Origin of the sequence: Kribbella italica, from assembly GCF_014205135.1 — a bacterium.
GTDB classification, from domain to species: domain Bacteria; phylum Actinomycetota; class Actinomycetes; order Propionibacteriales; family Kribbellaceae; genus Kribbella; species Kribbella italica.
Genome location: NZ_JACHMY010000001.1, coordinates 3,344,388 through 3,365,217, shown reverse-complemented (window position 1 = coordinate 3,365,217; position 20,830 = coordinate 3,344,388). Strand labels below are relative to the sequence as shown.

General features: G+C 69.7%; 16 protein-coding genes. 11 read left to right on the top strand and 5 right to left on the bottom strand.

Annotated features, from left to right (window positions below; all coding sequences use genetic code 11):
- Positions 1-5: 5 nt before the first annotated feature.
- A complete protein-coding gene (locus tag HDA39_RS15490; protein WP_184795914.1) occupies positions 6-2,174 on the bottom strand; it encodes an ATP-binding protein in 2,169 nt (722 codons plus the stop codon).
- Between the two features lie 102 nt (positions 2,175-2,276).
- Complete coding sequence (locus HDA39_RS15485) at positions 2,277-3,227, bottom strand: nucleoside hydrolase (protein ID WP_184795913.1); 951 nt, start codon at positions 3,225-3,227, stop codon at positions 2,277-2,279.
- Between the two features lie 98 nt (positions 3,228-3,325).
- On the opposite strand from HDA39_RS15485, the gene HDA39_RS15480 reads away from it, so the two are divergent.
- The gene (locus tag HDA39_RS15480; protein ID WP_202893009.1) at positions 3,326-5,182 is read left to right on the top strand and encodes a glycerophosphodiester phosphodiesterase; all 1,857 of its coding nucleotides are present in this window, start codon (positions 3,326-3,328) and stop codon (positions 5,180-5,182) included.
- Positions 5,183-5,222: 40 nt separating this feature from the next.
- Here the strand turns inward: HDA39_RS15480 and HDA39_RS15475 are convergent, their stop codons facing one another.
- On the bottom strand, positions 5,223-5,906 hold the full coding sequence (locus HDA39_RS15475; protein WP_202893008.1) for an FCD domain-containing protein: 684 nt from the start codon (positions 5,904-5,906) through the stop codon (positions 5,223-5,225).
- A 261-nt stretch (positions 5,907-6,167) separates the two neighbouring features.
- Here HDA39_RS15475 and HDA39_RS15470 point away from each other — a divergent pair, with 261 nt between their 5' ends.
- The 9 genes from HDA39_RS15470 (at position 6,168) to HDA39_RS15430 (ending at position 18,686) form a co-directional block, all read left to right on the top strand.
- Positions 6,168-7,448, top strand: a complete 1,281-nt coding sequence (locus HDA39_RS15470; protein WP_184795912.1) for an extracellular solute-binding protein — start codon at positions 6,168-6,170, stop codon at positions 7,446-7,448.
- Positions 7,445-8,377: a carbohydrate ABC transporter permease gene (locus HDA39_RS15465; protein ID WP_184795911.1), complete on the top strand. Its 933-nt coding sequence runs from the start codon at positions 7,445-7,447 to the stop codon at positions 8,375-8,377. Before HDA39_RS15470 ends, HDA39_RS15465 begins: the two co-directional genes overlap by 4 nt.
- Positions 8,370-9,188, top strand: a complete 819-nt coding sequence (locus HDA39_RS15460; RefSeq protein WP_184795910.1) for a carbohydrate ABC transporter permease — start codon at positions 8,370-8,372, stop codon at positions 9,186-9,188. Before HDA39_RS15465 ends, HDA39_RS15460 begins: the two co-directional genes overlap by 8 nt.
- 1 nt (position 9,189) lies before the next feature.
- On the top strand, positions 9,190-10,923 hold the full coding sequence (locus HDA39_RS15455; RefSeq protein WP_184795909.1) for a GH39 family glycosyl hydrolase: 1,734 nt from the start codon (positions 9,190-9,192) through the stop codon (positions 10,921-10,923).
- A gap of 2 nt (positions 10,924-10,925) precedes the next feature.
- The gene (locus tag HDA39_RS15450) at positions 10,926-12,314 is read left to right on the top strand and encodes an NAD-dependent succinate-semialdehyde dehydrogenase (RefSeq protein ID WP_184795908.1); all 1,389 of its coding nucleotides are present in this window, start codon (positions 10,926-10,928) and stop codon (positions 12,312-12,314) included.
- The gene (locus HDA39_RS15445) at positions 12,311-13,219 is read left to right on the top strand and encodes a dihydrodipicolinate synthase family protein (protein WP_184795907.1); all 909 of its coding nucleotides are present in this window, start codon (positions 12,311-12,313) and stop codon (positions 13,217-13,219) included. Before HDA39_RS15450 ends, HDA39_RS15445 begins: the two co-directional genes overlap by 4 nt.
- Positions 13,216-14,913, top strand: coding sequence for a dihydroxy-acid dehydratase (locus HDA39_RS15440; protein WP_184795906.1), 1,698 nt, complete (start codon positions 13,216-13,218; stop codon positions 14,911-14,913). Before HDA39_RS15445 ends, HDA39_RS15440 begins: the two co-directional genes overlap by 4 nt.
- A gap of 288 nt (positions 14,914-15,201) precedes the next feature.
- Positions 15,202-15,696 (top strand): transcriptional regulator NrdR, encoded by a 495-nt coding sequence (nrdR, locus tag HDA39_RS15435; RefSeq protein ID WP_184795905.1) that lies wholly within the window; start codon positions 15,202-15,204, stop codon positions 15,694-15,696.
- Between the two features lie 95 nt (positions 15,697-15,791).
- The gene (locus tag HDA39_RS15430) at positions 15,792-18,686 is read left to right on the top strand and encodes a vitamin B12-dependent ribonucleotide reductase (RefSeq protein ID WP_184795904.1); all 2,895 of its coding nucleotides are present in this window, start codon (positions 15,792-15,794) and stop codon (positions 18,684-18,686) included.
- 221 nt (positions 18,687-18,907) lie between these two features.
- Here HDA39_RS15430 and HDA39_RS15425 read toward each other — a convergent pair whose 3' ends face one another.
- Together HDA39_RS15425 and HDA39_RS15420 are read right to left on the bottom strand one after the other, a co-directional pair.
- Positions 18,908-19,720, bottom strand: a complete 813-nt coding sequence (locus tag HDA39_RS15425; RefSeq protein ID WP_184795903.1) for an NAD(P)H-binding protein — start codon at positions 19,718-19,720, stop codon at positions 18,908-18,910.
- Positions 19,713-20,138 (bottom strand): nuclear transport factor 2 family protein, encoded by a 426-nt coding sequence (locus HDA39_RS15420; protein ID WP_184795902.1) that lies wholly within the window; start codon positions 20,136-20,138, stop codon positions 19,713-19,715. The genes HDA39_RS15425 and HDA39_RS15420 overlap by 8 nt, the downstream gene beginning before the upstream one ends.
- Before the next feature lie 90 nt (positions 20,139-20,228).
- On the opposite strand from HDA39_RS15420, the gene HDA39_RS15415 reads away from it, so the two are divergent.
- On the top strand, positions 20,229-20,825 hold the full coding sequence (locus HDA39_RS15415) for a TetR/AcrR family transcriptional regulator (protein ID WP_184795901.1): 597 nt from the start codon (positions 20,229-20,231) through the stop codon (positions 20,823-20,825).
- Positions 20,826-20,830 lie beyond the last annotated feature (5 nt).

Here is a 20,830-nt window from a genome sequence, read left to right as displayed (position 1 = left end):
GGTAATCACCCGGATCTTCGCAGCGCCCAGGCCATCAGCTGGTAGCGGCTGGTCAGGTCGAGCTTCTGCCGGATGTGTTCGAGGTGCGACTCCACCGTCCGCCGCGAGATGCACAGCGAGGCCGCGATCTCCTCGTTGGTGAGGCCCTCGCCGGTCAGCCCGGCGACCTCGCGTTCCCGGTCGGTGAGCGGGCGATCGGCCGGCGTGGGAAGAGCAAGCGCGTGCGCCATCAGCCGACGGGACGGCAGTGCGGCTCCTTCGGCCATCAGCCGAGTGGCCGTGTCGGCCCCCACTTCCGCACGCAGGCGATCCACGACAGCCCGGCAATGCGCCGTCATCGTGGCGGGCATCCGACCACCTCGCCGGCCGAACCGTTCGGCCGCCCCGGCGAGCCGCAGCGCACTCAGCACCCGGTCCTCGGCCGCGGCCAGTGAAGTGGCCGCCCAGAGCCAGTCCGGATCCTCGACCAGCCCGTCGCCCGCGCGGAGATCGTCGATCACCGACCCCAGTTGCCGCCGGTGCTCCGCGACATCACCCGTCACAGCGGCAGCGAACGCCGTACCGAGTCTGGCAGTGACGCCGAGCGCGACGGCTCCCGTGGACTGGCTGGCGATCAGTGCTCGCCGGTAGCAGTGCCGCCCACCTTGCCAGTCGCCGTCCTCGTACTTCGCGAGGCCGAGCACGGTGAGGGCCCAGCCCTTGCCCTGCTCGTCGTCGTGCTCGCCGAACAGCGCGATGCTCTGGGTGCAGAGCTCCTCGGCCCGAGCCGTGTTACCCGTCGTGCTCTCGACCAGGGCGAGGTTGCGGAGCCCGCGTGCGGTGTCCAGCTCGTCACCGAACCTGCGAGCCAGCGACAAACTCTCCTGGTACGCCGTACGCGCGGCCGGGTAGTCCCGCTGGCGCCAGGCGAGCCGGCCGACCCGGGCCAGCGCGGCCGAGCGGAGCCGCGGATCGCCGCCGCCACGGTCGAGCAACGCCTCGAGCCGGCCGCGGGCGCCGTTGATCCGTCCGCGGTGCTCCCAGAAGTACGCCAGGACCGTGCTCAGCTGGAGCGCCAGGTCGCTGGGCTGCGATCGGGCCCAGTCGGCGGCGGCCAGCAGGTTGCCCGTTTCGCGTTGCAGCTCGATCAGGCCGGCCGAACGGTCGGCGCCCCGCAGACGGGCGTCGCAGCGGCGGGCCACGGACAGGAAGTACTCGGCGTGTCGCTGCCGGACGAGGTCCGCCTCGCCGCGTGCCGCGAGCGTCGTTTCGCCGTACCGGCGGAGGGGTTCGAGCATTCGGTACCTAGTCGGGCCGGCGGCTACCGGCTCGGCCAGGACGAGCGAATGGTCGACGAGGACCGTGAGGGAAGCGAGCAGCTCCGGGCCCAGCTGGGCAACAGCTTCGGCGGCCCGCAGGTCGAAGCCGCCGATGAAGACCGACAGCCGATCGAAGAGGAGACGTGCGTCGGCGGGGAGCAGACGGCGGCTCCACTCGGCCGTCGCCGCCATCGTCCGCTGCCGGTCGCAGCTGCCGACGCCCTGCGACTGCGGCAGCAACGCGTCCAGCCGGTCGAGAATCTCTGGCGGCGACAGGACGCGGTTCCAGGTGGCGACCAGCTCGATGGCGAGGGGGAGTCCGTCCAACCGACGGCAGATCTGCCGCGCGGGTTCGCCTGCGTCAGTGTGGCCGGCGACCAGCCCGGCGCGATCGGCGAACAGCTCGACGGCCGCCTCGTCGTCCAGCCCGGGCAGCCGGTACAGCTGTTCCCCGGGAATCCCCAACGGCACCCGGCTGGTCGCGAGGAACCGTACGGACGGACAGTCGAGCAGAATCCGGCGGACCAGTCGCGTCGTCGCGCCGACGACGTGCTCGCAGTTGTCGAGAACGACCACTGCTGTGCGATCGGACAGCGCGGTCAGCAAGGCCTCGGTTGTGGACTCGCCAGGTTGCTCCGGTACGCCGAGGGCCAACGCCATCGCGCCCACGACCGCACGCTCGTCCGGCACCAAGGCCAGCTCGACCAGCCAGACGCACTCGAACCCGGCGGCGAGCTCCACGGCCAGGCGCGTCTTCCCGCTGCCCGGCGGACCGGCCACGGTGACCAGCCGAGTGTCGGCGACCAGTGCACGCAGCCGCGCCAACTCGTCCGCTCGCCCGAAGAACCGCGTCAGTCCACCGGGCTCAGAGCCCAACGGAGCAACGGTTTCGCGTTCAGGACCGACCACCGGCAGCACCCCCAGGCAGCTGACGTTCGCCCTTTGAGCGTAACCGCGCTCAGGTCCACCGGCGCCGGATCAGCGGACGGTCGCCAGCCACAGGTCGGCGTACCGGCGCCCGTCCACCGCGGTGGCGACCTTGACGACGGCCGGTGTCGAGCCGTGCGGGTCCGAGCTGAGGTCGCCGGTCCAGCCTCGGGTGTCGACGATCGTCCGGCCGCGCGACCAGCTTCCCGACAGCTCGACCCGCAGCGGGAACTCCCGCGTCGTCAGTCCGTCCGGGTCGATCACCGCGCACACCGCGCCGCCGTCGCCGATGGTCGCCGCCTCCGCCCGGTACAGCTCGCTGCGCCGCTCGATCAACTGGCGCGCAAGGTCCGCCGACGTCGACCCGCCGAGCGCGCCGGCCTCGGCGAGCGTGATCGGCACGTTGTAGAACACGTCGAGCCCGTACATCGTCACCGGCACCCCGAGCTCCCCGCACGCCGCGAGGACCACCGCGGCCGCCTCCGGGTCGGTCCAGATGTTGAACTCCGCCGACGCGGTCGCGTTCCCGATCCCGGCCGCGCCGCCCATGAACACGATCTCGCGCAGACCGCGCGCGGCCTGCGGGTACGTCCGCAGCAGCAACGCGATGTTCGTCATCGGCGCGAGCGGGATCAGCGTGATCAGCTCGCCCGAGTCGGCCGCCTCCAGCAGTACGTCGCGGAGCAGCTCGACGGCGTGCCGCGGATCCGGCGTCCGCGAAGACTTCGGCCAGTCCAGGTCTCCGAGCCCGTCCTTGCCGTGCACGTGCGGCGCCGCGCGAACCGGCTGCAGCAGGGGGAGTGCCGCGCCCCGAGCCACCGGTACGTCGCCGCGCCCGGCCGCGTCGAGCACGGTGAGCGTGTTGACCACGACCTCGTCCAGACCGACGTTGCCGCCGACACAGGTGACCGCTTTGAGGTCGAGCTCCGGATGGCGGGCGGCCAGCAGCAGCGCGCAGGCGTCGTCGAGCCCCGTGTCGACATCGAGAATGACCGGTTTCATCCCGCCATCCTCACCTATGGGGCGATCCATCGCGCGTTGGTGGGCAATTCATCACTGGCTCTGGTCCTGTTCGCGTGGCTTTCCTACGGTCGTTCCCTATGAAGCTCAGTTCACGCCGCCCTCGTGCAGTGCTGGCCGCGCTGGCCGCAAGTGCCACTGTCACGGCCGTCCTGACCACGCCGTACGCCGCCGCCGAACCCGTCGTCGAGCAGACCCCGACGCAGTCGGCCGCCCTCGACCCGACCGTCGACGAGACCTTCGACGGCTCCACACTCCCCGCCGGCTGGAACGTCGTCGACGGCACCTGGAAGGTCCAGAACGGCCGACTGACCGGTACGTCGACGACTGCCGGCCAGCTCAGCCGCATCACCTTCGGTACGCCGCTGACCGACTTCCGGATCGAGAGCCACCTGCGCTTCGAGTCCGCCGTGGACGCCGCCCGCTGGGTCGCGTTCGGCCTCGACCTCGCACCGGCCGGCGCTGTCCCGTGGTCGATCGCGACGCTGCGCAACGGCTCGACCGCCGCCAACGGCCTCGAGTTCGCGCAGCGCACGCCCGCGAACACCTGGAACGTCACCGACACCGCCGCCGCGCCGATCGCGGTCGGCGTCGGCCGGCAGGTCGCACTCGCCGTCGAGGTCCGCGGCTCCCGCGCCACCTGGTACGTCGAAGGCCGTGAGGCCCTGCGCACCACGATGGTCAACCGCAGCGCTTCCGGCGTACAGGCGCTGCTCGTCAACGGCTCGACCGTTTCGTTCGACGACCTGAAGGTGACGCCGCTCGCCAAGGAGTCGTTCATCCGCAAGCCCGGCGACCCGCTCCGGGTCTGGGCGCACCGCGGCGGATCGAGTGCCGCGCCGGAGAACACGGCCGCCTCGGACGAGGTCGCCCGCCGGGGTCGCGCGGAGTGGATCGAGAACGACGTCCAGCCGACCAAGGACGGCGTGCCGGTCATCCTGCACGACGACACCGTCGACCGGACCACGGACGGGACCGGCGCCGTCCGCAACCTGACCGCGGCGCAGGTCGCCGGGCTGGATGCCGGCTCGTGGTTCGCTCCGGCCTTCACCGGTCAGCGGGTGCCGACGCTCGGGCAGCAGCTCGACGGGCTGAAGACCCGCGGCGGCAACCTGTTGCTGGAGGTCAAGGGCGCGCACACGCGCGACTCGGTCGCCCGGATCGTCACCGAGATCCGCGACCGGTCGATGACGAGCCGGGTCTTCGTGCAGAGCTTCGAGCCGCAGCACCTGCGCTGGATGCACGAGCTGGCGCCTGAGCTTCCGCTCGGCCTGCTGCGCAGCACGCTGGACCCCGACCCAGTCGCGATCGCGAAGGACCTGGGCCTGTCGGCGTACAACCCGTCGGACGCCGCGTTCCGGACCCGGCCGGGCATCGTCGCCGAGTTGCACGCGCAGGGTGTCGCGGTGAACGTGTGGACGGTCGACGACGCGACGCGCTGGAACTCGCTGGAGAAGGCGGGCGTCGACGGCATCATCACGAACCGCCCGGCCGAGCTGTACGGCTGGAACTCCGCGTTCCTGCAGCGCGGCAAGCCGGCCGTGCTCAGCCCGGCGGCCGGGCAGAAGGCCGACCGCGCCCAGCAGGTCCGGATCGCGGTGACGTCGTCCGAGCCTGCCACCATCACCCTCGACGGCAAGCCGATCGAGAACGGCGCGGCGATCGACACGACCGGCCTGGCCGCCGGTGAGCACGTGATCAAGGCGCAGGTCGGTCAGCAGACCACCGAGTCCCGCTTCCAGATCGTCGCGACCCCGACCGGTCTGGCCGGTCTCGTCCTCACCTCCGGCGCGAAGCCGGCGGCGATCTCCACGATGACCACGCTGCTCGGCCAGCGCCAGTACCGCGTGCTCGCCCTGTACGCCGGTACGCCGGCCGCGAACATCCCGGCCGCACGCCGGGCGCAGATCATCGCCGAGGCCAAAGCACTCAGCTGATCCCCGAAGAGGCCGGACACCGAAGAGGTGTCCGGCCTTTTCAGTTCTCCGGCCTGGACTCGATCAGCCGCTGGTACGAGCCGATCAGGTGATCCTCGATCACCGTCGCGGCGGCCACCGGATCGCCGCCGACCAGGACGTCGCGGATCGCCTTGTGCTCGGCGTACGCGATCTCGTGGAAGTCCCGCCGGGCGACGTGCCGCGAGTGCAGGAACATCGCGACCTGGCTCCGGATCTGCTGCCACGCCTTGTCCAGCCGGGCATGCCCGGCGACGTCGTACAGCACGCCGTGGAAATGCAGGTCGAGATCCAGCGCGGTCTGCGGCGCGTAGTCCGGCCCGAGCTCGCGCATCTTCTCCAGCACCTCGTCCATCGCCTCCAGGTGCCCGGCGTCCAGCCGGGGGAGTGCCCGCTCGATCGCCAGCCGCTCCAGGCTGAGCCGGAGCGTGTAGATCTCCTCCACGTCCTCCGCGGTCAGCGTGATCACCTGGGCCCCGCGATGCCGGCGCAGGACGACCAGACCCTCGCGTTCGAGCTCGATCAACGCCTCGCGGATCGGGCCGCGACTCATCTGCAACGCCTTCGCCAGCTCACCTTCGGGCAGGTGCTCGCCAGGAGCGAGGGCGCCGGTGACGATCATCTGCCGGATCGCCGGCACGACCGTGGCCCACAGCGCGGGGCTGCGTTCGGTCTGCAGGGCGAGCTGGTCGAGGGGACCGGCCACAGCATTTCCTCCATCGGTGTAAATGGTCGATTGTTAACCATTGACTTTTGACAACGCCGAGATCAGGCTAACTCGTAGAACCCGCCACGGGGAGAGGCCACGGCCGGAGATCCCAGCCAGGTCCTCGCCGCCCGATCGATCGCACCGCCCCACACCGCGATCGCACCTGATTGCGCCCCGACCCGATCGCACGACCGGCCCACGGGAAGCCCGTCCGCCGGCACCCACCCTGGACACCGCTCCGTCAGAGGGGAGAGCTCCGTGCTGCCCACACTGTCCCGGCGCCGGTTGCTGGCGCTGGCCGCCTCAGGAGCCGCGAGCACCGCGCTCGCGAGCTGCTCCTCACCGTTCGACGACACGACCCGCGGGGGCGGTCGCGTGCTCGAGTTCACCACCTTCTACACCGGCGGCGACGGCGGTCTGATGCAGACCATCGTCGACCGGTACAACCGGACCCAGGACGCCGTGACGATCCGGTTCAGCTCACCGGCGTACGGCGGGGACTACCTGACCAAGATCCTGACCGCCTCGCTCGCGGGAGCACCACCGGCGATCGTCGCCCTGCACAGCTACGAGATCCCACCGCTCCAGCGCTTCCTGCACGCCATCGAACTCGGCGACCTCGGCCTGAGCACCGACGACTTCATCGACGGCACCTGGCAGCTCGGCCAGATCGACAACCAGCTGTACGGCGTGACGATGAGCACCGGTCCCCAGGCGCTCGGCTACAACCGGCAACTGTTCGCCAAGGCCGGACTGGACCCGGACAAGCCGCCGACCACCGCGGCCGAGTTCCTGGCGACGGCGCAGGCGCTGAAGAAGATCGGCCCGTGGGGATTCGTCCGCGAGAGCGGTGTCTGGATGCCGTGGCTCAGTCTCAACTGGCAGGCCGGCGGCGACCTGATCGACGACCGCAGCCGGGCGCTGTTCGCCAGTGACGCCGGCATCGAGGCCGCGCACTTCGAGCAGGACCTCGTGCACAAGTACAAGGTCGAGCCGCAGCAGCTGATCACCGGCGTCCAGGTCGGGCAGCTGTTCAGCGACCAGAAGGTGGGGATGACCTTCACCTTCCCGTGGGGTCTGGCCCAGCTGCTGAAGACCAATAAGGACCGCGGTACGGAGCTCGACGTCGCGCCGCTGCCGCAGTTCTTCGACGGTCCGCGCGCGGTCGTCGCGACCTCGCACATCTACTGCATCCCCAAGCAGCGCGACAACGACGACTGGATCCGGACCGAGGCGCAGAAGTTCATCGGCTGGCTGGTCCGCGAGGGCAGTGTCGACTGGGCGGGTGCGCAGGCGCCGGCGGCCAAGGCGGCGGTCGCGCCGGTTGCCGCGAGCAAGGATCCGCTGCTGCGGAAGATGTCGGTCTTCATCGACCAGGCCAGGCACGCCCGCTTCGCGCCGTACGCGTACCGCTGGAACCAGGCCTACCAGTACCTCAACGACGCCATGGACGACGTGGTCTACCAGGGCGCGAAGGTGGAGGACGAGCTGCGCCGGGCCGCCGCCCGGGCCACCGTGACGATGAAGGAGCCGTCATGAGTGTCGCCACGACCCGGGTCGGATCCCGCGCCGCGGCCCCACGCGCTCAAGCCGTCAAGGGCCGCAGCCGAGGCAGCGCCGCACTGCTCTTCCTCACCCCCTTCGCAATCCTCTACCTCCTGCTCTGGGCGGTCCCGATCGTCAGCGGCCTCTTCCTTAGTACGACGGACGTCAACGTTGCCGACGGCACCGGTGGCTTCGTTGGCCTGGACAACTACCTCGGCCTGGCCGGCGACAGCGACTTCCGCGCCGCCTTCGGGCACACGCTGCTGTTCGTCGTCCTCAACGTGCCGATCCTGATCGCGGTCGGTCTGATCCTGGCGCTGGTGCTGAACCGCGACCTGTCCGGCCGCAACCTCCTGCGCGCCGCCTTCGTCTCGCCGTACCTGCTGCCGGGTGCCGCTGTCGCGCTGATCTGGAACCTGGTGCTCAACCCCGTCAACGGCTCGCTCAACACCGTGCTGGAGAAGGTCGGGCTGCCCGCCCAGCAGTGGCTGACCGAGCCGGGCCAGGCGATGGGCGCGGTCGTGCTGCTGACTCTCTGGTGGCGAGTCGGCTTCCCGCTCCTGATCCTGCTGGCCGCGCTGCAGGACATCCCGAAACCGCTCTACGAGGCGGCCAGGATCGACGGCGCGAGCGCGTGGCAGCAGTTCCGGTACGTGACGCTGCCCGGGATCGCGCCGGTCCTCGGCCTCGTGATCCTGCTCCGGCTCATCGACTCGTTCAAGGTCTTCGAGCAGGTCTACCTGCTCACGGCCGGCGGCCCCAGCGGCAGCACGCGCGTCGTCCTGCAGATGCTCTACGAGACCGGCTTCCGCGACTTCAGGACCGGGTACGCCGCCGCGATCGGCTGGGTGCTCGCCCTGGTGATCCTGCTGGTCGCGATCGTCCAGCAGGTCCTGACCAGGAGGGCGGCCGGCCATGGCTAAGCGATGGATCGTCACCTGCATCTCGATCGCGATGGCACTGCTCTGGGCGTTGCCGTTGCTCTGGGCCCTCTCGTCGTCGTTCGAGGGATCGACGGCCAACGGCAACCAGCTCTGGCCGACCGAGGCAACGACCGCGAACTGGAGCATGCTGGTCGACCCGGGTGGTCGCGCGGTCAACATCTTCGTTGCCTTCTTCAACAGCATGGTCGTTGCCGTGAGCGCCACGGTGCTCGCGCTGATCGTCTGCTCGATGGCCGGCTACGCCCTGGCCCGGTTGCCGTTCCGCGGCAACGGCGCCGTCCTGGGGCTGCTGCTCGTCACGATGCTGATCCCGAGCGAGGTCGTGCTGGTCCCGCTGTTCCAGCAGTTCAACAAGCTCGGCCTGCTGAACACGTACGGCGCGCTCGCGCTGCCGCACGTCGTGTCGCTGCTCGGCGTCGTACTGATTCGCCAGTTCATCGTCAACCTGCCCGAGGACCTCACCGACGCGGCCCGGGTGGACGGCGCGAACGCCTGGCAGACCTACCGTCACGTCGTCCTGCCGCTGATCCGGCCGGCCCTGGCCACGCTCGGGATCCTGGTCTTCCTCGGCGCCTGGAACGACTTCCTCTGGCCGCTGATCTCGACCAGTTCGCCGGGCATGCAGACGTTGCCGCTGGCCCTGGTCACGTTCCGTTCGGCGTACGGCGACATCGACTACGGCGTCGTGATGGCCTCGACGATCCTCGCCGTGACGCCTCCTCTGCTCGTCTTCCTCCTTGCCCAGCGCTTCATCATCCAAGGCATCAGCAGCACCGGACTGAAAGGTTGAGATGACCACCGAGACCGATCTGCCTGACCAGAACAGCTCCCGCAGCGGCGTGCAGGAGGTGCCGTACACCCCGTCGGACCCCGACGCCGCGCACGTCCGCCTGGCCCGCGTCACCGTGGACGCGGCCGACGACCTCGGGGTGCTCGACCGGCCGTGGGCCAGCCTCGGCTACGACGAGATCAACTGGACCTACACCCCGCAGGGCCGCCGGACCCTGCAGACGATCGGCGGCTTCGCCGAGACGCCGTACCACGTCAGGCCGCACTACGTTTTCAACAGCGGCACCGGCCTCGGCCTGCCGCATTGGGGCAGCGGCAACGTCTACCACGAAGATGCCGACGGCAACCCGTACTACGACTTCACCATCGCGGACCAGACCTACGACACGATCGTTGCCGCAGGCCATCACCCGCTGGTGGAGCTGGCCTTTACGCCGCTCGCGCTGGTGCCGGACCACGCCAAGGCGGAGTTCGCGTTCGAGAGCAGCCCGACGCAGTACAGCGAGTACGAGGCGGGGCTGTGGTCCTACCCGCCGAAGGACTACGACAAGTGGGGCGGCCTGGTCGCCGCGCTCGCGCAGCACTGCCTCGACCGTTATGGCGAGGAGGAGGTGTCGGGCTGGCTCTGGGAGCTCTGGAACGAGCCGGACATCTTCTACTGGCGCGGCACGCCCGAGCAGTTCCAGGACCTGTACGCCGTGACCGCCGCCGCGATCCGCAGCGTTCTCCCTGATGGTCGCGTCGGCGGACCGACGGTTACCGGCGGGGACAAGGGCGTGGCGTTCCTGCGCGGCTTCCTGCAGGCCTGCTCGGCGCGGGACCTTCCTTTGGACTTCGTCTCCTTCCACACGAAGGGCTCGGCGTTCTCGCCGTGGCGGGTCTACGGCCCGATCGGCGCTCCGGCCCCGGTCGAGCAGTCGCCGTCGACGACCAAGATGCTGCGCGAGATCGACCGGATGCTCGCGGTGATGGAGGAGTTCCCGGCGTACGCCGGACTGCCGGCGATCGTCGACGAGTGCGACGCGTCGGTGCCGGCGCACTGGGGGATCTACGACAACGCGAACTTCGGCTACCGCAACACCGAGTACTACCCGGTCTTCCAGGCCAAGCTGATGAAGAAGGTGCTCGACCTGAACGACCGGCACGCCGCGAAGGTCGCCGAGGCCACGACCTGGAGCTTCTCGATGGAGGGCGAGCGGTACTTCGAGGGGACGCGGAGCTTCGTCACCGCGTCGGGCCTGGAGAAGCCGTTGATGAACGGGTACCGGGCCTTCGCCAAGCTCGGTGACCGGCGGCTCGCCGCGTCGTCCGACGCTCTCATCGACACCGCGGACCTGGGTGCTTTGGGCAACGGGCTCGGTGAGGAGGTCGACGTGATCGCGTCGCGCAGCTCGGCGGACGGGAGCGTCGCCGTACTGGTGTGGCGGCATGCCGACGACCAGTACCTGGAAGACGGCGAGCCGACGGCGGTCGAGCTGGAGGTCTCCGGGCTGGACGCGGGGGAGTGGACGGTCGAGCACTGGCGGATCGACCGGAACCACAGCAACAGTCACACGATCTGGCAGGACCTCGGTGCACCACAGGATCCGACGCCGGAGCAATTGGCGACGATCCGGGACCGGCAGGGGCTGGAGCGGTTCGCGGAGGACGTGAAGGTGACGGTGGACGGCGCTTATCAGGCCCGGATCGAGCTGCCGTTGCCGTCGTTGAGCGTGATCGTTCTGCGGACGGCGTGAAGATGCTCTTCATCGGTGGCAAGTGGCGGCCGGCGTCGGACGGCCGGGTGATCGACATCCTCAACCCGGCGACCGAGGAGGTGATCGGCCAGGTCCCCAACGCGTCCTCGTCGGATCTCGACGACGTCCTGGCCGCGGCCGCCGCGGGCTTCGCGACCTGGCGTCGTACGGCGCCCGCCGAGCGGGCTTCGGTGCTGGACCGAGCCGGGCGGTTGTTGCTCGATCGCGCCGAGGCGATCGCGGCGACACTCACCGAGGAGCAGGGCAAGCCGCTGGAGGAGTCGCTGGCGGAGGTCCGGCAGTCGGCCGAGTACTTCAGCTGGTTCGCCGGTGAGGCTGTTCGCTCGTACGGGCGTTTGTTGCCGACGGCCCCTGGCCGGCGGGCGTGGGTCGAACGGCGGCCGGTCGGCCCGGTCGCTGCCTTCACCGCCTGGAACTTTCCGGCCTCGTTGCCGGCGCGCAAACTCGCCCCGGCGGTCGCCTTCGGCTGCAGCATCGTCCTGTGCCCGGCCGTCGAAGCACCGCGTACGGCGGCCGCCCTCGTCCAGGCCCTGGCCGACGCCGGCGTCCCGCCCGGCGTCGTCAACCTGATCACGGGCGACCCGCCACGCGTCAGCGAACACCTGATCAGCTCGCCGGTGATCGCCAAGATCACCCTCACCGGCTCGGTCCCCGTCGGCCAGACCCTGGTCGGCTTGTCGGCCAGGCATCTCCAGTCCCTCACCCTCGAACTCGGCGGCCACGCGCCGGTCCTGATCTTCGACGACCTCGATCCAGACCAGTTGGGCCGAGCCGCCGACGCCCTCGTCCGCGCCAAGTTCCGCAACGCGGGCCAGGTCTGCATCAGCCCCAGCCGGGTCTTCGTCCAAGAAGCCGTTCACGACTTCTTTGTGGAAGCTGTCGTAGAGCGTGCTGCGGGGCTTGCTCTCAGCCCACTCGCCAACGCCCGCCGTCGCGACGCTGTCTCCTCTCTCATCTCTTCCAGTGAAGCCAACATCCGCACCGGCGGTGTCCAACCCGAAGGCCCCGGCTTCTTCTACCCGCCCACCGTCCTCACCGACCTCCCACCCGATTCCGCGGTCCTCCGCGACGAACCCTTCGGCCCGATCCTCCCGCTGCTCCCGTTCACCACCCTGGAGGACGGTCTCGAGCAGGCGAACGCCGTCCCGTACGGCCTGGCCGGCTACCTCTTCACCGCGAACACCGAACGCGCCGACGCCGCGATCGCCGGCCTCGACGTCGGCATGATCGGCCTCAACGAAGTCGCCCTGGCGTCGGCCGCCTCCCCGTTCGGCGGCGTCGGCCTGTCCGGCTACGGCCGCGAAGGCGGCACCGAGAGCCTGGAGGCGTACACGGTCGCCACCGCGGTCACGACGAAAGGAGCCCCATGACTCTGGCCCCCGGTGTGTGGGGCGTGCTCGCCACCCCGTTCACGGCGGACGTCACCGCCGTTGACACCGACTCCCTGGCCCGGCAGGTCCGCCACTACGAGACCATCGGCGCGACCGGCCTGACAGTCCTCGGTGTCTTCGGTGAGGCCGCCTGCCTGACCCCTGCCGAGCGCCGTGCGGTCGTCGACACCTTCGTTGCCTCCTGCAACCTGCCGCTTGTCGTCGGCATCAGTTCCCTTGCCCTCGACGACGTCCTCGCCGAAGCCGCCAACGTCGTACCGACCGCCGCCGATCGACTGGCGGGCTTGATGATCCAGGTCAACACTCCCGATCCAGATGCCCTGAGCAAGCACCTCACGGAGATTGCCCAGCGCACCGAACGCCCGCTCGTCGTCCAGGACTACCCGGTGATCACCGGCATCCCGATCGCCACCGCCGACCTGGTCCGGGCGGTCCAGGCCGTCCCGCAGGTCGTCGCGGTCAAGTCCGAGTCGTCCCCGAGCCCACCCGCCGTCGCCACGCTGGTCGCCGCTCTCGACGTCCCCGTCTTCGGCGGACTGGGCGGCACCTGCCTGCTCGACGAGCTCGCCGTCGGCGCCGCTGGTGCGATGACCGGCTTCTCCGTCCCCGAAGGCCTGCTCGCCTGCGTCACGGCGTACGCCGAAGGTGGTTTCGACCAGGCCCGCGAGGTCTGGCGCGACTACCTCCCGCTGGTCAACTTCGAGTTCCAGTCCGGCATCGCGCTCGGCCTGCGCAAGCACAGCCTGGTTCGCCGAGGCCTGATCGCCTCCGACACGGTCCGTACGCCGGGAGCCGTCCCGCCGCCGTCCATGCTGAAACTGCTGAGCCGCCACCTGGCCCGGACGCCGGGTGTCGAGCCGCGTGATGATGTGCTGGCCGGATGAGCGAAGAGAGCGGGATCTACCGCGGTCTGGTCAGTTACGGCGACCGGGACTTCTCCAAGTACCTGCGGCGCACGTTCCTGCACGCGAGCGGCCGTTCGCCGGAGTCGCTCGACCGGCCGGTGATCGGGATCGCGACGTCGACCAGCGACTTCAACCCGTGTCACCGGCAGCAACCGGAGCTGATCCGGTCCGTGGCCAACGGCATCATCGCGGCCGGCGGCCTGCCGATGGAGTTCCCGACCGTGTCGCTGGGGGAGAGCTTCCTCGAGCCGACCTCGATGGTCTACCGCAACCTGATGGCGATGGACGTCGAGGAGCTGGTCCGGGCCCAGCCGATGGACGCCGTGGTCCTGGTCGGCGGCTGCGACAAGACCGTCCCGGCGCAGCTGATGGGTGCGTTCTCCGCCGGGCGCCCGGCGATCCAGTTGGTCACCGGCCCGATGTCGACCGGCCGCTACCAGGGCGAGCGCGTCGGTGCCTGTACGGACTGCCGCCGCTTCTGGGCCCGGTACCGGGCCGGTGAGGTCGACGCGGCCGAGATCAGCCGCGTCGAGCGGAACCTGGCGACCACAGCGGGCACCTGCGCGGTCATGGGTACGGCGTCGACTATGGCTTGCATCGTCGAGGCACTCGGGATGGCTCTGCCCGACAGCGCGACCGCACCGGCAGTCCACGCCGACCGCCTCCGCATCGGCGAGGCCACGGGCGTCGCGGTCGTCGAGATCGCGGCCGCACGGCGTACGTCTTCGCAGGTGGTCACCGCGGCCTCGGTCCGGAACGCCGTCAGAGTCCTGCTCGCTATCGGTGGCTCCACGAACGCCTTGATCCACCTGACCGCCATGGTCGGCCGGCTGGGCCTTCGGATCGATCCGGACGAGTTGAACGAGCTGAGCGCGACTACGCCTGTCCTGGTGGAGCTGAAGCCGACCGGTGCGCACTACATGGAGGACCTACATGCGTCGGGCGGGCTGCCCGCCGTACTGCATGAGCTGCGGGACCTGCTCGACCTGTCCGCGCTGACCGTGACCGGCGAGACGCTGGGGGAGCGGCTCGGTTCTGGGCCGGTGTGGGTCGACCGGGAAGTGGTGCGCACGCTGGACTCGCCGGCCCGTGCTGAGGGCGGTCTGGTCTGGCTGCAGGGCTCGCTGGCGCCGTCGGGTGCGCTGATCAAGCGGTCCGCGGCCGACCCGGCGCTGTTCGAGACGACAGGGCGGGCGGTGGTGTTCAGCTCGCTGGCCGACCTGTCGGAGCGGATCGACGACCCGGAGCTGGACGTCGCGGCGTCCGACGTACTGGTGCTGCAGAACGCCGGACCGATTGGTGCCGGGATGCCGGAGGCCGGGTACCTGCCGATCCCGGGCAAGCTGGCCAGGGCCGGCGTGCGGGACATGGTCCGGATCTCGGACGCGCGGATGAGCGGTACGGCGTACGGGACGATCGTGCTGCACGTGACGCCGGAGTCGGCCGTCGGTGGGCCGCTCGCGCTGGTCCGGACCGGTGACCAGATCCGGCTGTCGGTCGCCGAGGGCCGGCTGGACCTGCTGGTCGCGCCTGACGAGCTGGAGCGCCGCCGGGCCGAGCTGCCACCTCCGCCGCCTGCTCCCGCCACCGGCTACCGGCGGCTGTTCCACGAGCACGTGCTGGGCGCCGACGAGGGCTGCGACTTCGACTTCTGCCGCCCTCCGGCCGGCTAGCACCCGAGGCCCTTCGGAGCGCCGTATTTTGCGCCTCCGGAGGGCCTCTGCTACGGCGCCACGCGGGAGTACACAGGCCCGCGCGGGTGTTGGAACAAAGAGACGCGCGCGGAATCCGGGCGTTCTTGCAAACTGTCGGAGCAGCGACGTAGCATCCCTAGATGTAGTGGTTACACGGGTGTAATTTTCCACAGGTAGTGGTTGGTTACCCACAAGTCGTACACAGGTTGTCCCCAGCTCGATCCACAGCGTCGCCGTTCGGCGCCCCCACGGGAGGAGTGATTCGCCGTGCACTGTCCGTACTGCCGGCACAGCGATTCCCGGGTCGTCGACAGCCGGGTGGCCGAAGACGGCGGAGCGATCCGCCGCCGGCGACAGTGCCCGGTCTGCGAGAAGCGGTTCACCACCGTCGAGCAGATGCAGCTGACGGTCGTGAAGCGCTCCGGCGCGACCGAGCCGTTCAGCCGCGAGAAGGTCATTCGCGGCGTGAGCAAGGCCTGCAAGGGCCGGCCGGTGGACGCCGACGCGCTGTCGCGGCTGGGACAGAAGGTCGAGGACGCGCTGAAGGGCGGCGGCTCGCCGGAGGTGCCGGCCCACGAGGTCGGCCTGGCCATCCTCGGCCCGCTGCGCGAGCTCGACGAGGTGGCCTACCTGCGGTTCGCGAGCGTCTACCGGCAGTTCGAGTCGGCCGACGACTTCGAGACCGAGATCGCGCTGCTGCGGGCCGAGAAGGACCCGGAGGGCACCGAGCCCGCGCCGCAGGGCGTGGCTCCACAGACATAACGGGGATGCAATACCCAGCACCACCGCAGTACAGGCACAGGGAAGTACCAACGGGGCGGTCCCGACAGACCGCAGACACAGGGCGAGGAGCAACCATGACAGAGACGGTGACCGGCCACTCGGGGTCGACCAAGAGGTCGGCGGCCGGGTTCCGTGGGCGCAAGAGCGCGCCGGCGGGACTCACCATCGAGCGCATCTTCACGACCGAGGGCGTCCACCCCTACGACGACGTGACGTGGGAGCGCCGCGACGTCGTGCAGCAGAACTGGAAGACGGGTGAGACCGTCTTCGAGCAGCGCGGGGTCGAGTTCCCCGACTACTGGAGCGTGAACGCCTCCACCATCGTCACCACCAAGTACTTCCGCGGCGCGGTCGGTCACGACAACCGCGAGTGGAGCCTCAAGCAGCTGCTCGACCGGGTCGTGAAGACCTACCGCAAGTCCGGTGAGGCCGAAGGCTACTTCGCCACTCCCGCCGACGCGGAGATCTTCGAGCACGAGCTCACCTGGATGCTGCTGCACCAGTACTTCAGCTTCAACTCGCCGGTCTGGTTCAACGTCGGCACCTCGTCCCCGCAGCAGGTGTCGGCCTGCTTCATCCTCGCCGTCGACGACTCGATGGACTCGATCCTCAACTGGTACAAGGAGGAGGGCCTGATCTTCAAGGGCGGCTCCGGTGCCGGTCTGAACCTGTCGCGGATCCGGTCGTCCAAGGAGCTGCTGCAGTCCAGCGGCGGTACGGCGTCCGGCCCGGTCTCCTTCATGCGCGGCGCGGACGCGTCCGCGGGCACGATCAAGTCCGGTGGCGCCACCCGGCGCGCGGCCAAGATGGTCGTGCTCGACGTCGACCACCCGGACATCGAGGAGTTCGTCGAGACCAAGATGCGCGAGGAGGACAAGATCCGCGTTCTCCGTGACGCCGGCTACGACATGGACCTCGGCGGCCGCGACATCACCTCGGTGCAGTACCAGAACGCGAACAACTCCGTCCGGGTCACCGACGAGTTCATGCGCGCGGTTGAGGAGAAGGGCGAGTTCGGCCTGCGTGCCCGGATCGACAACTCGATCATCGAGACCGTCGACGCCCGCGAGCTGTTCGACAAGATCAGCCACGCCGCCTGGGCCTGCGCCGACCCGGGCATCCAGTACGACGACACGATCAACGACTGGCACACCACCCCGGAAACGGGCCGGATCACCGCGTCCAACCCGTGCTCGGAGTACATGCACCTCGACAACTCCTCCTGCAACCTGGCGTCGCTGAACCTGCTGAAGTTCCTCACCGACGACGACATGTTCGACTCGGAGAAGTTCGTCAAGTCCGTCGAGCTGATCATCACCGCGATGGACATCTCGATCTGCTTCGCCGACTTCCCGACCGAGGCGATCGGCGACACCACCCGCGCGTACCGGCAGCTCGGCATCGGCTACGCCAACCTCGGCGCCCTGCTGATGGCGACCGGGCACGCCTACGACTCCGACGGTGGTCGCGCGCTGGCGGGCGCTATCACCTCGCTGATGACCGGTACGTCGTACAAGCGGTCCGCGGAGCTGGCCGGCATCGTCGGCGCGTACGACGGTTTCGAGCGCAACAAGGACGCGCACACCCGGGTGATGCGCAAGCACGCCGCGGCCAACGACGCGATCCGTACCGTCGGTGAGATCGACAAGGACGTCCAGAAGCACGCCACGCTGGCGTGGGAGGGCGTGCTGAAGACCGGCGCGAAGAACGGCTGGCGCAACGCGCAGGCCTCGGTGCTGGCCCCGACCGGCACGATCGGCTTCATGATGGACTGCGACACGACCGGTATCGAGCCGGACTTCTCGCTGGTCAAGTTCAAGAAGCTGGTCGGCGGCGGCTCGATGCAGATCGTCAACCAGACCGTCCCGCGGGCGCTGCGCCAGTACGGGTACACCGAGGAGACGATCGAGGCGATCGTCGAGTACATCTCCGAGCACGGCCACGTCGTCGACGCGCCGGGCCTGAAGACCGAGCACTACGAGATCTTCGACACCGCGATGGGCGAGCGGGCGATCAAGCCGATGGGCCACGTGCGGATGATGGCGGCCGCGCAGCCGTTCCTGTCCGGCGCCATCTCCAAGACCGTCAACCTGCCGGAGACCGCGACGGTCGAGGAGATCGCCGACGTCTACTTCCAGGGCTGGAAGCTCGGCCTGAAGGCGCTCGCGGTCTACCGCGACAACTGCAAGGTCGGTCAGCCGCTGTCGGACTCCAAGGCCAAGAAGGCTTCGGAGTCCACCGAGGCCGCGGCCGAGAAGGTCGTCGAGAAGATCGTCGAGTACCGGCCGACCCGCAAGCGCCTGCCGAAGTCGCGCCCGTCGCGCACCACGTCGTTCAGCGTCGGCGGCGCCGAGGGCTACATGACCGCGGGCTCGTACCCCGACGACGGTCTGGGCGAGGTCTTCCTCAAGATGGGCAAGCAGGGCTCGACCCTGGCCGGCGTGATGGACGCCTTCTCGATCGCGATCTCGATCGCGCTGCAGCACGGCGTGCCGCTGGAGACCTACGTCCAGAAGTTCACCAACCTGAAGTTCGAGCCGGCCGGTCTGACCGACGACCCGGACGTGCGGATGGCGCAGTCGATCATGGACTACATCTTCCGCCGCCTGGCGCTGGACTACCTGCCCTTCGACGACCGGGCCGCCCTCGGCATCTACTCCGCCGACGAGCGTTCCCGTCAGCTCGACACCGGCTCCTACGAGCCGACCCCGGTCGAGGTGTCGGAGCCCGAGTCGCTGAAGGCCGTCGAGCCGGCCCCGGAGAAGCCGGTCGCGGTCGAGGACGCCTCGATCGACGCCGCGGCCGCCAAGCCGGTCAGCTCCGAGGTCCGCACCACCGCCGAGATGTTCGAACTCATCACCGGTACGTCGGTCGACGCACCGCTGTGCTTCACCTGCGGCACCAAGATGCGCCCCAGCGGTTCCTGCTATGTCTGCGAAGGCTGCGGCAGCACCTCCGGCTGCAGCTAGCAGTCCCGGCTGCGGCGCCCTCACGGGCCGCAGCCCCGGTCGCTTCATCAGCCGAACCACCTGAAGGCTCGAACGACAGAGCCGCCCGGCCCTCACCCGGCCGACCCGAGTGAAAGCACCACGGCCCCCGGGAACTTCCCACCTTCCCCGGGGGCCGAGGTGCGTTCTGGCCGGGCCCGTCGACGGAGGAGTTCCCCGTCAAGTTCGCTGAGCCGGGCGCGTCACAGCTCACTGCCGACGAACGCGCGAAAGTCCCGGGCCGGACGCCCGGTCACGCGGTCCACCGTGTCGCTGACCCGATCCTCCGCGCCGCCGGCGATCGCGACGTCGAGCGCGGCAAGGATCGCGGCGAACTCCGGCGGGTAGGCCGACATCCGCGAGACCAGCTCCGGTGCCTCGACCGCGCGATGGGTGACCGGCCGATCGGTGACGTCGGTGATGATCGCGGCCGCCTCCGAGTAGCTGATCGCGTGGGGACCGGTGATCAAGTGGTCGGTGTTGTGCGGCACCTCGTCGATCAGCGCACACACGGCGACGGCGGCGATGTCCTCCGCGTCGACGAATCCGACCCGGCCGGTCCCGGTGGCCGTGACGATCTCACCCGCTCGGACCCCGTGGGCCACCGGATGATCGCCGGTGAAGTTGTTCATGAACCAGCTCGGCCGCAGGACCGCCCACTCCGAACACAGCGCGCGCACCAGGCGCGGCAACGCACCCAGTCCAGGGGTTTCGTCCGTGACGGCGGACGAGCTGAGCAGCACAACTCGCCGTACGCCGGACTCGACGGCCTCCCGCAGCAGCGGCTCGACCAGGGGAGCCGGCTCGGCCTCCCCGATCGGCGGGATCAGGTAGACCGCGTCGGCCCCCTTCAGCGCGGGCCGGTGCGTGGAGGCGTCAGTCCAGTCGAAGCGAATCTCACCGGGGGCACTGGGTGTGCGAGTGGCGAGCCGGGCGGCGGCGCCACACCGGCCGAGTCCTGCCGCCACCCGCGACCCTGTGGTGCCAGTGGCGCCGATGACCAGGACCTCAGACATCGCCGCTCCGGCTTTCGTTGCTGGTGAAGTCGGCCTCGTCGTTCGCGGACGCCGCTGACCAGTAGTCGCGGTAGCCGACGATCTGCCCGTCCCGCACGGTGAGCACGCAGACGTAGCGATTGCCGTACGGCTCACCGGTGCGCACCATCAGGCCTTCCACGGCGAACTCGACCACGATCACCTCCGGATCGGTGGTCTCGTGCACGGTCAGCTCGGTGACGCTCTTGACGTCGAAGATGCCGGTGTAGCCGCTCAGGTACTCGCGCACCGCCTCGCGGCCGTCCAGCCGGGTCGGCCAGCCGGGCGGAGCGAACGGGAACTCCATCGTGCCGTCGGCCGCCCAGAGATCGGCGAACCCGGACATGTCCTTGGCCAGCAGCAGGCTCAAGGCCTGGTCGAACAACTCACGCGGTGCCATGGGTGCTCCTCTCGCGTGTGGACGAGACGGTCCCGTCCCGACCACAGTACGTCGGACGGTACCGTCTCGTCCATACGCTAGGCTGGCCCGATGAACCGTCGTACGCCGTCCGGAGCCGCCGTACTGCGACCGGGCATCACCGCCGCCATCACCGACACCGTCCTGGCCGAACTGGTCGAGCGCGGTTACGCGCGGCTGTCCATGGAAGGCGTCGCCAAGCGCGCCGGCGCGGGCAAGAGCGCCCTGTATCGCCGGTGGCACACGAAGCAGGAGATGGTGCTCGCCGTACTGGCCGAGCTCAGCGTGCCGCTGGCCGACGTCGAGGACACCGGATCACTGCGCGACGACCTTCGCGCGATGATCGGCGCCGTCGCCGCCTGGCTCACCGAGCCGCCGTTCTCCCGGATCCTCCCGGACCTGACCGCCGAGGCCAACCGCACTCCAGAACTCGCCGAGGCCGTCGCGGCCACCATCGGCGAACCCCGCCGAGCCCTGGCCCGGCCGACGCTCGAACGCGCGATCGCCCGCGGAGATCTCCCCGCCGACACCGACCTCGAAATGGCCCAGGACCTGATGGCCGCGCTCATCTACTGGCGCCTGGTCGTGCGCCAAGCCCCCGCCGAACCCGACTACCTCGACCGAGTCACCGAAACCGTCCTCCGAGCCCTCGGCGCCTCCACGAAGTAGCCCTA

What these genes read in the sequence shown, in the direction of transcription:
- HDA39_RS15485 (WP_184795913.1), bottom strand. Translation starts at nt 3,227, where the DNA reads ATGAAACCGGTCATTCTCGATGTCGACACGGGGCTCGACGACGCCTGC.
- HDA39_RS15480 (WP_202893009.1), top strand. Translation starts at nt 3,326, where the DNA reads ATGAAGCTCAGTTCACGCCGCCCTCGTGCAGTGCTGGCCGCGCTGGCC.
- HDA39_RS15465 (WP_184795911.1), top strand. Translation starts at nt 7,445, where the DNA reads ATGAGTGTCGCCACGACCCGGGTCGGATCCCGCGCCGCGGCCCCACGC.
- HDA39_RS15460 (WP_184795910.1), top strand. Translation starts at nt 8,370, where the DNA reads ATGGCTAAGCGATGGATCGTCACCTGCATCTCGATCGCGATGGCACTG.
- HDA39_RS15455 (WP_184795909.1), top strand. Translation starts at nt 9,190, where the DNA reads ATGACCACCGAGACCGATCTGCCTGACCAGAACAGCTCCCGCAGCGGC.
- HDA39_RS15450 (WP_184795908.1), top strand. Translation starts at nt 10,926, where the DNA reads ATGCTCTTCATCGGTGGCAAGTGGCGGCCGGCGTCGGACGGCCGGGTG.
- HDA39_RS15445 (WP_184795907.1), top strand. Translation starts at nt 12,311, where the DNA reads ATGACTCTGGCCCCCGGTGTGTGGGGCGTGCTCGCCACCCCGTTCACG.
- HDA39_RS15440 (WP_184795906.1), top strand. Translation starts at nt 13,216, where the DNA reads ATGAGCGAAGAGAGCGGGATCTACCGCGGTCTGGTCAGTTACGGCGAC.
- HDA39_RS15430 (WP_184795904.1), top strand. Translation starts at nt 15,792, where the DNA reads ATGACAGAGACGGTGACCGGCCACTCGGGGTCGACCAAGAGGTCGGCG.
- HDA39_RS15425 (WP_184795903.1), bottom strand. Translation starts at nt 19,720, where the DNA reads ATGTCTGAGGTCCTGGTCATCGGCGCCACTGGCACCACAGGGTCGCGG.
- HDA39_RS15420 (WP_184795902.1), bottom strand. Translation starts at nt 20,138, where the DNA reads ATGGCACCGCGTGAGTTGTTCGACCAGGCCTTGAGCCTGCTGCTGGCC.
- HDA39_RS15415 (WP_184795901.1), top strand. Translation starts at nt 20,229, where the DNA reads ATGAACCGTCGTACGCCGTCCGGAGCCGCCGTACTGCGACCGGGCATC.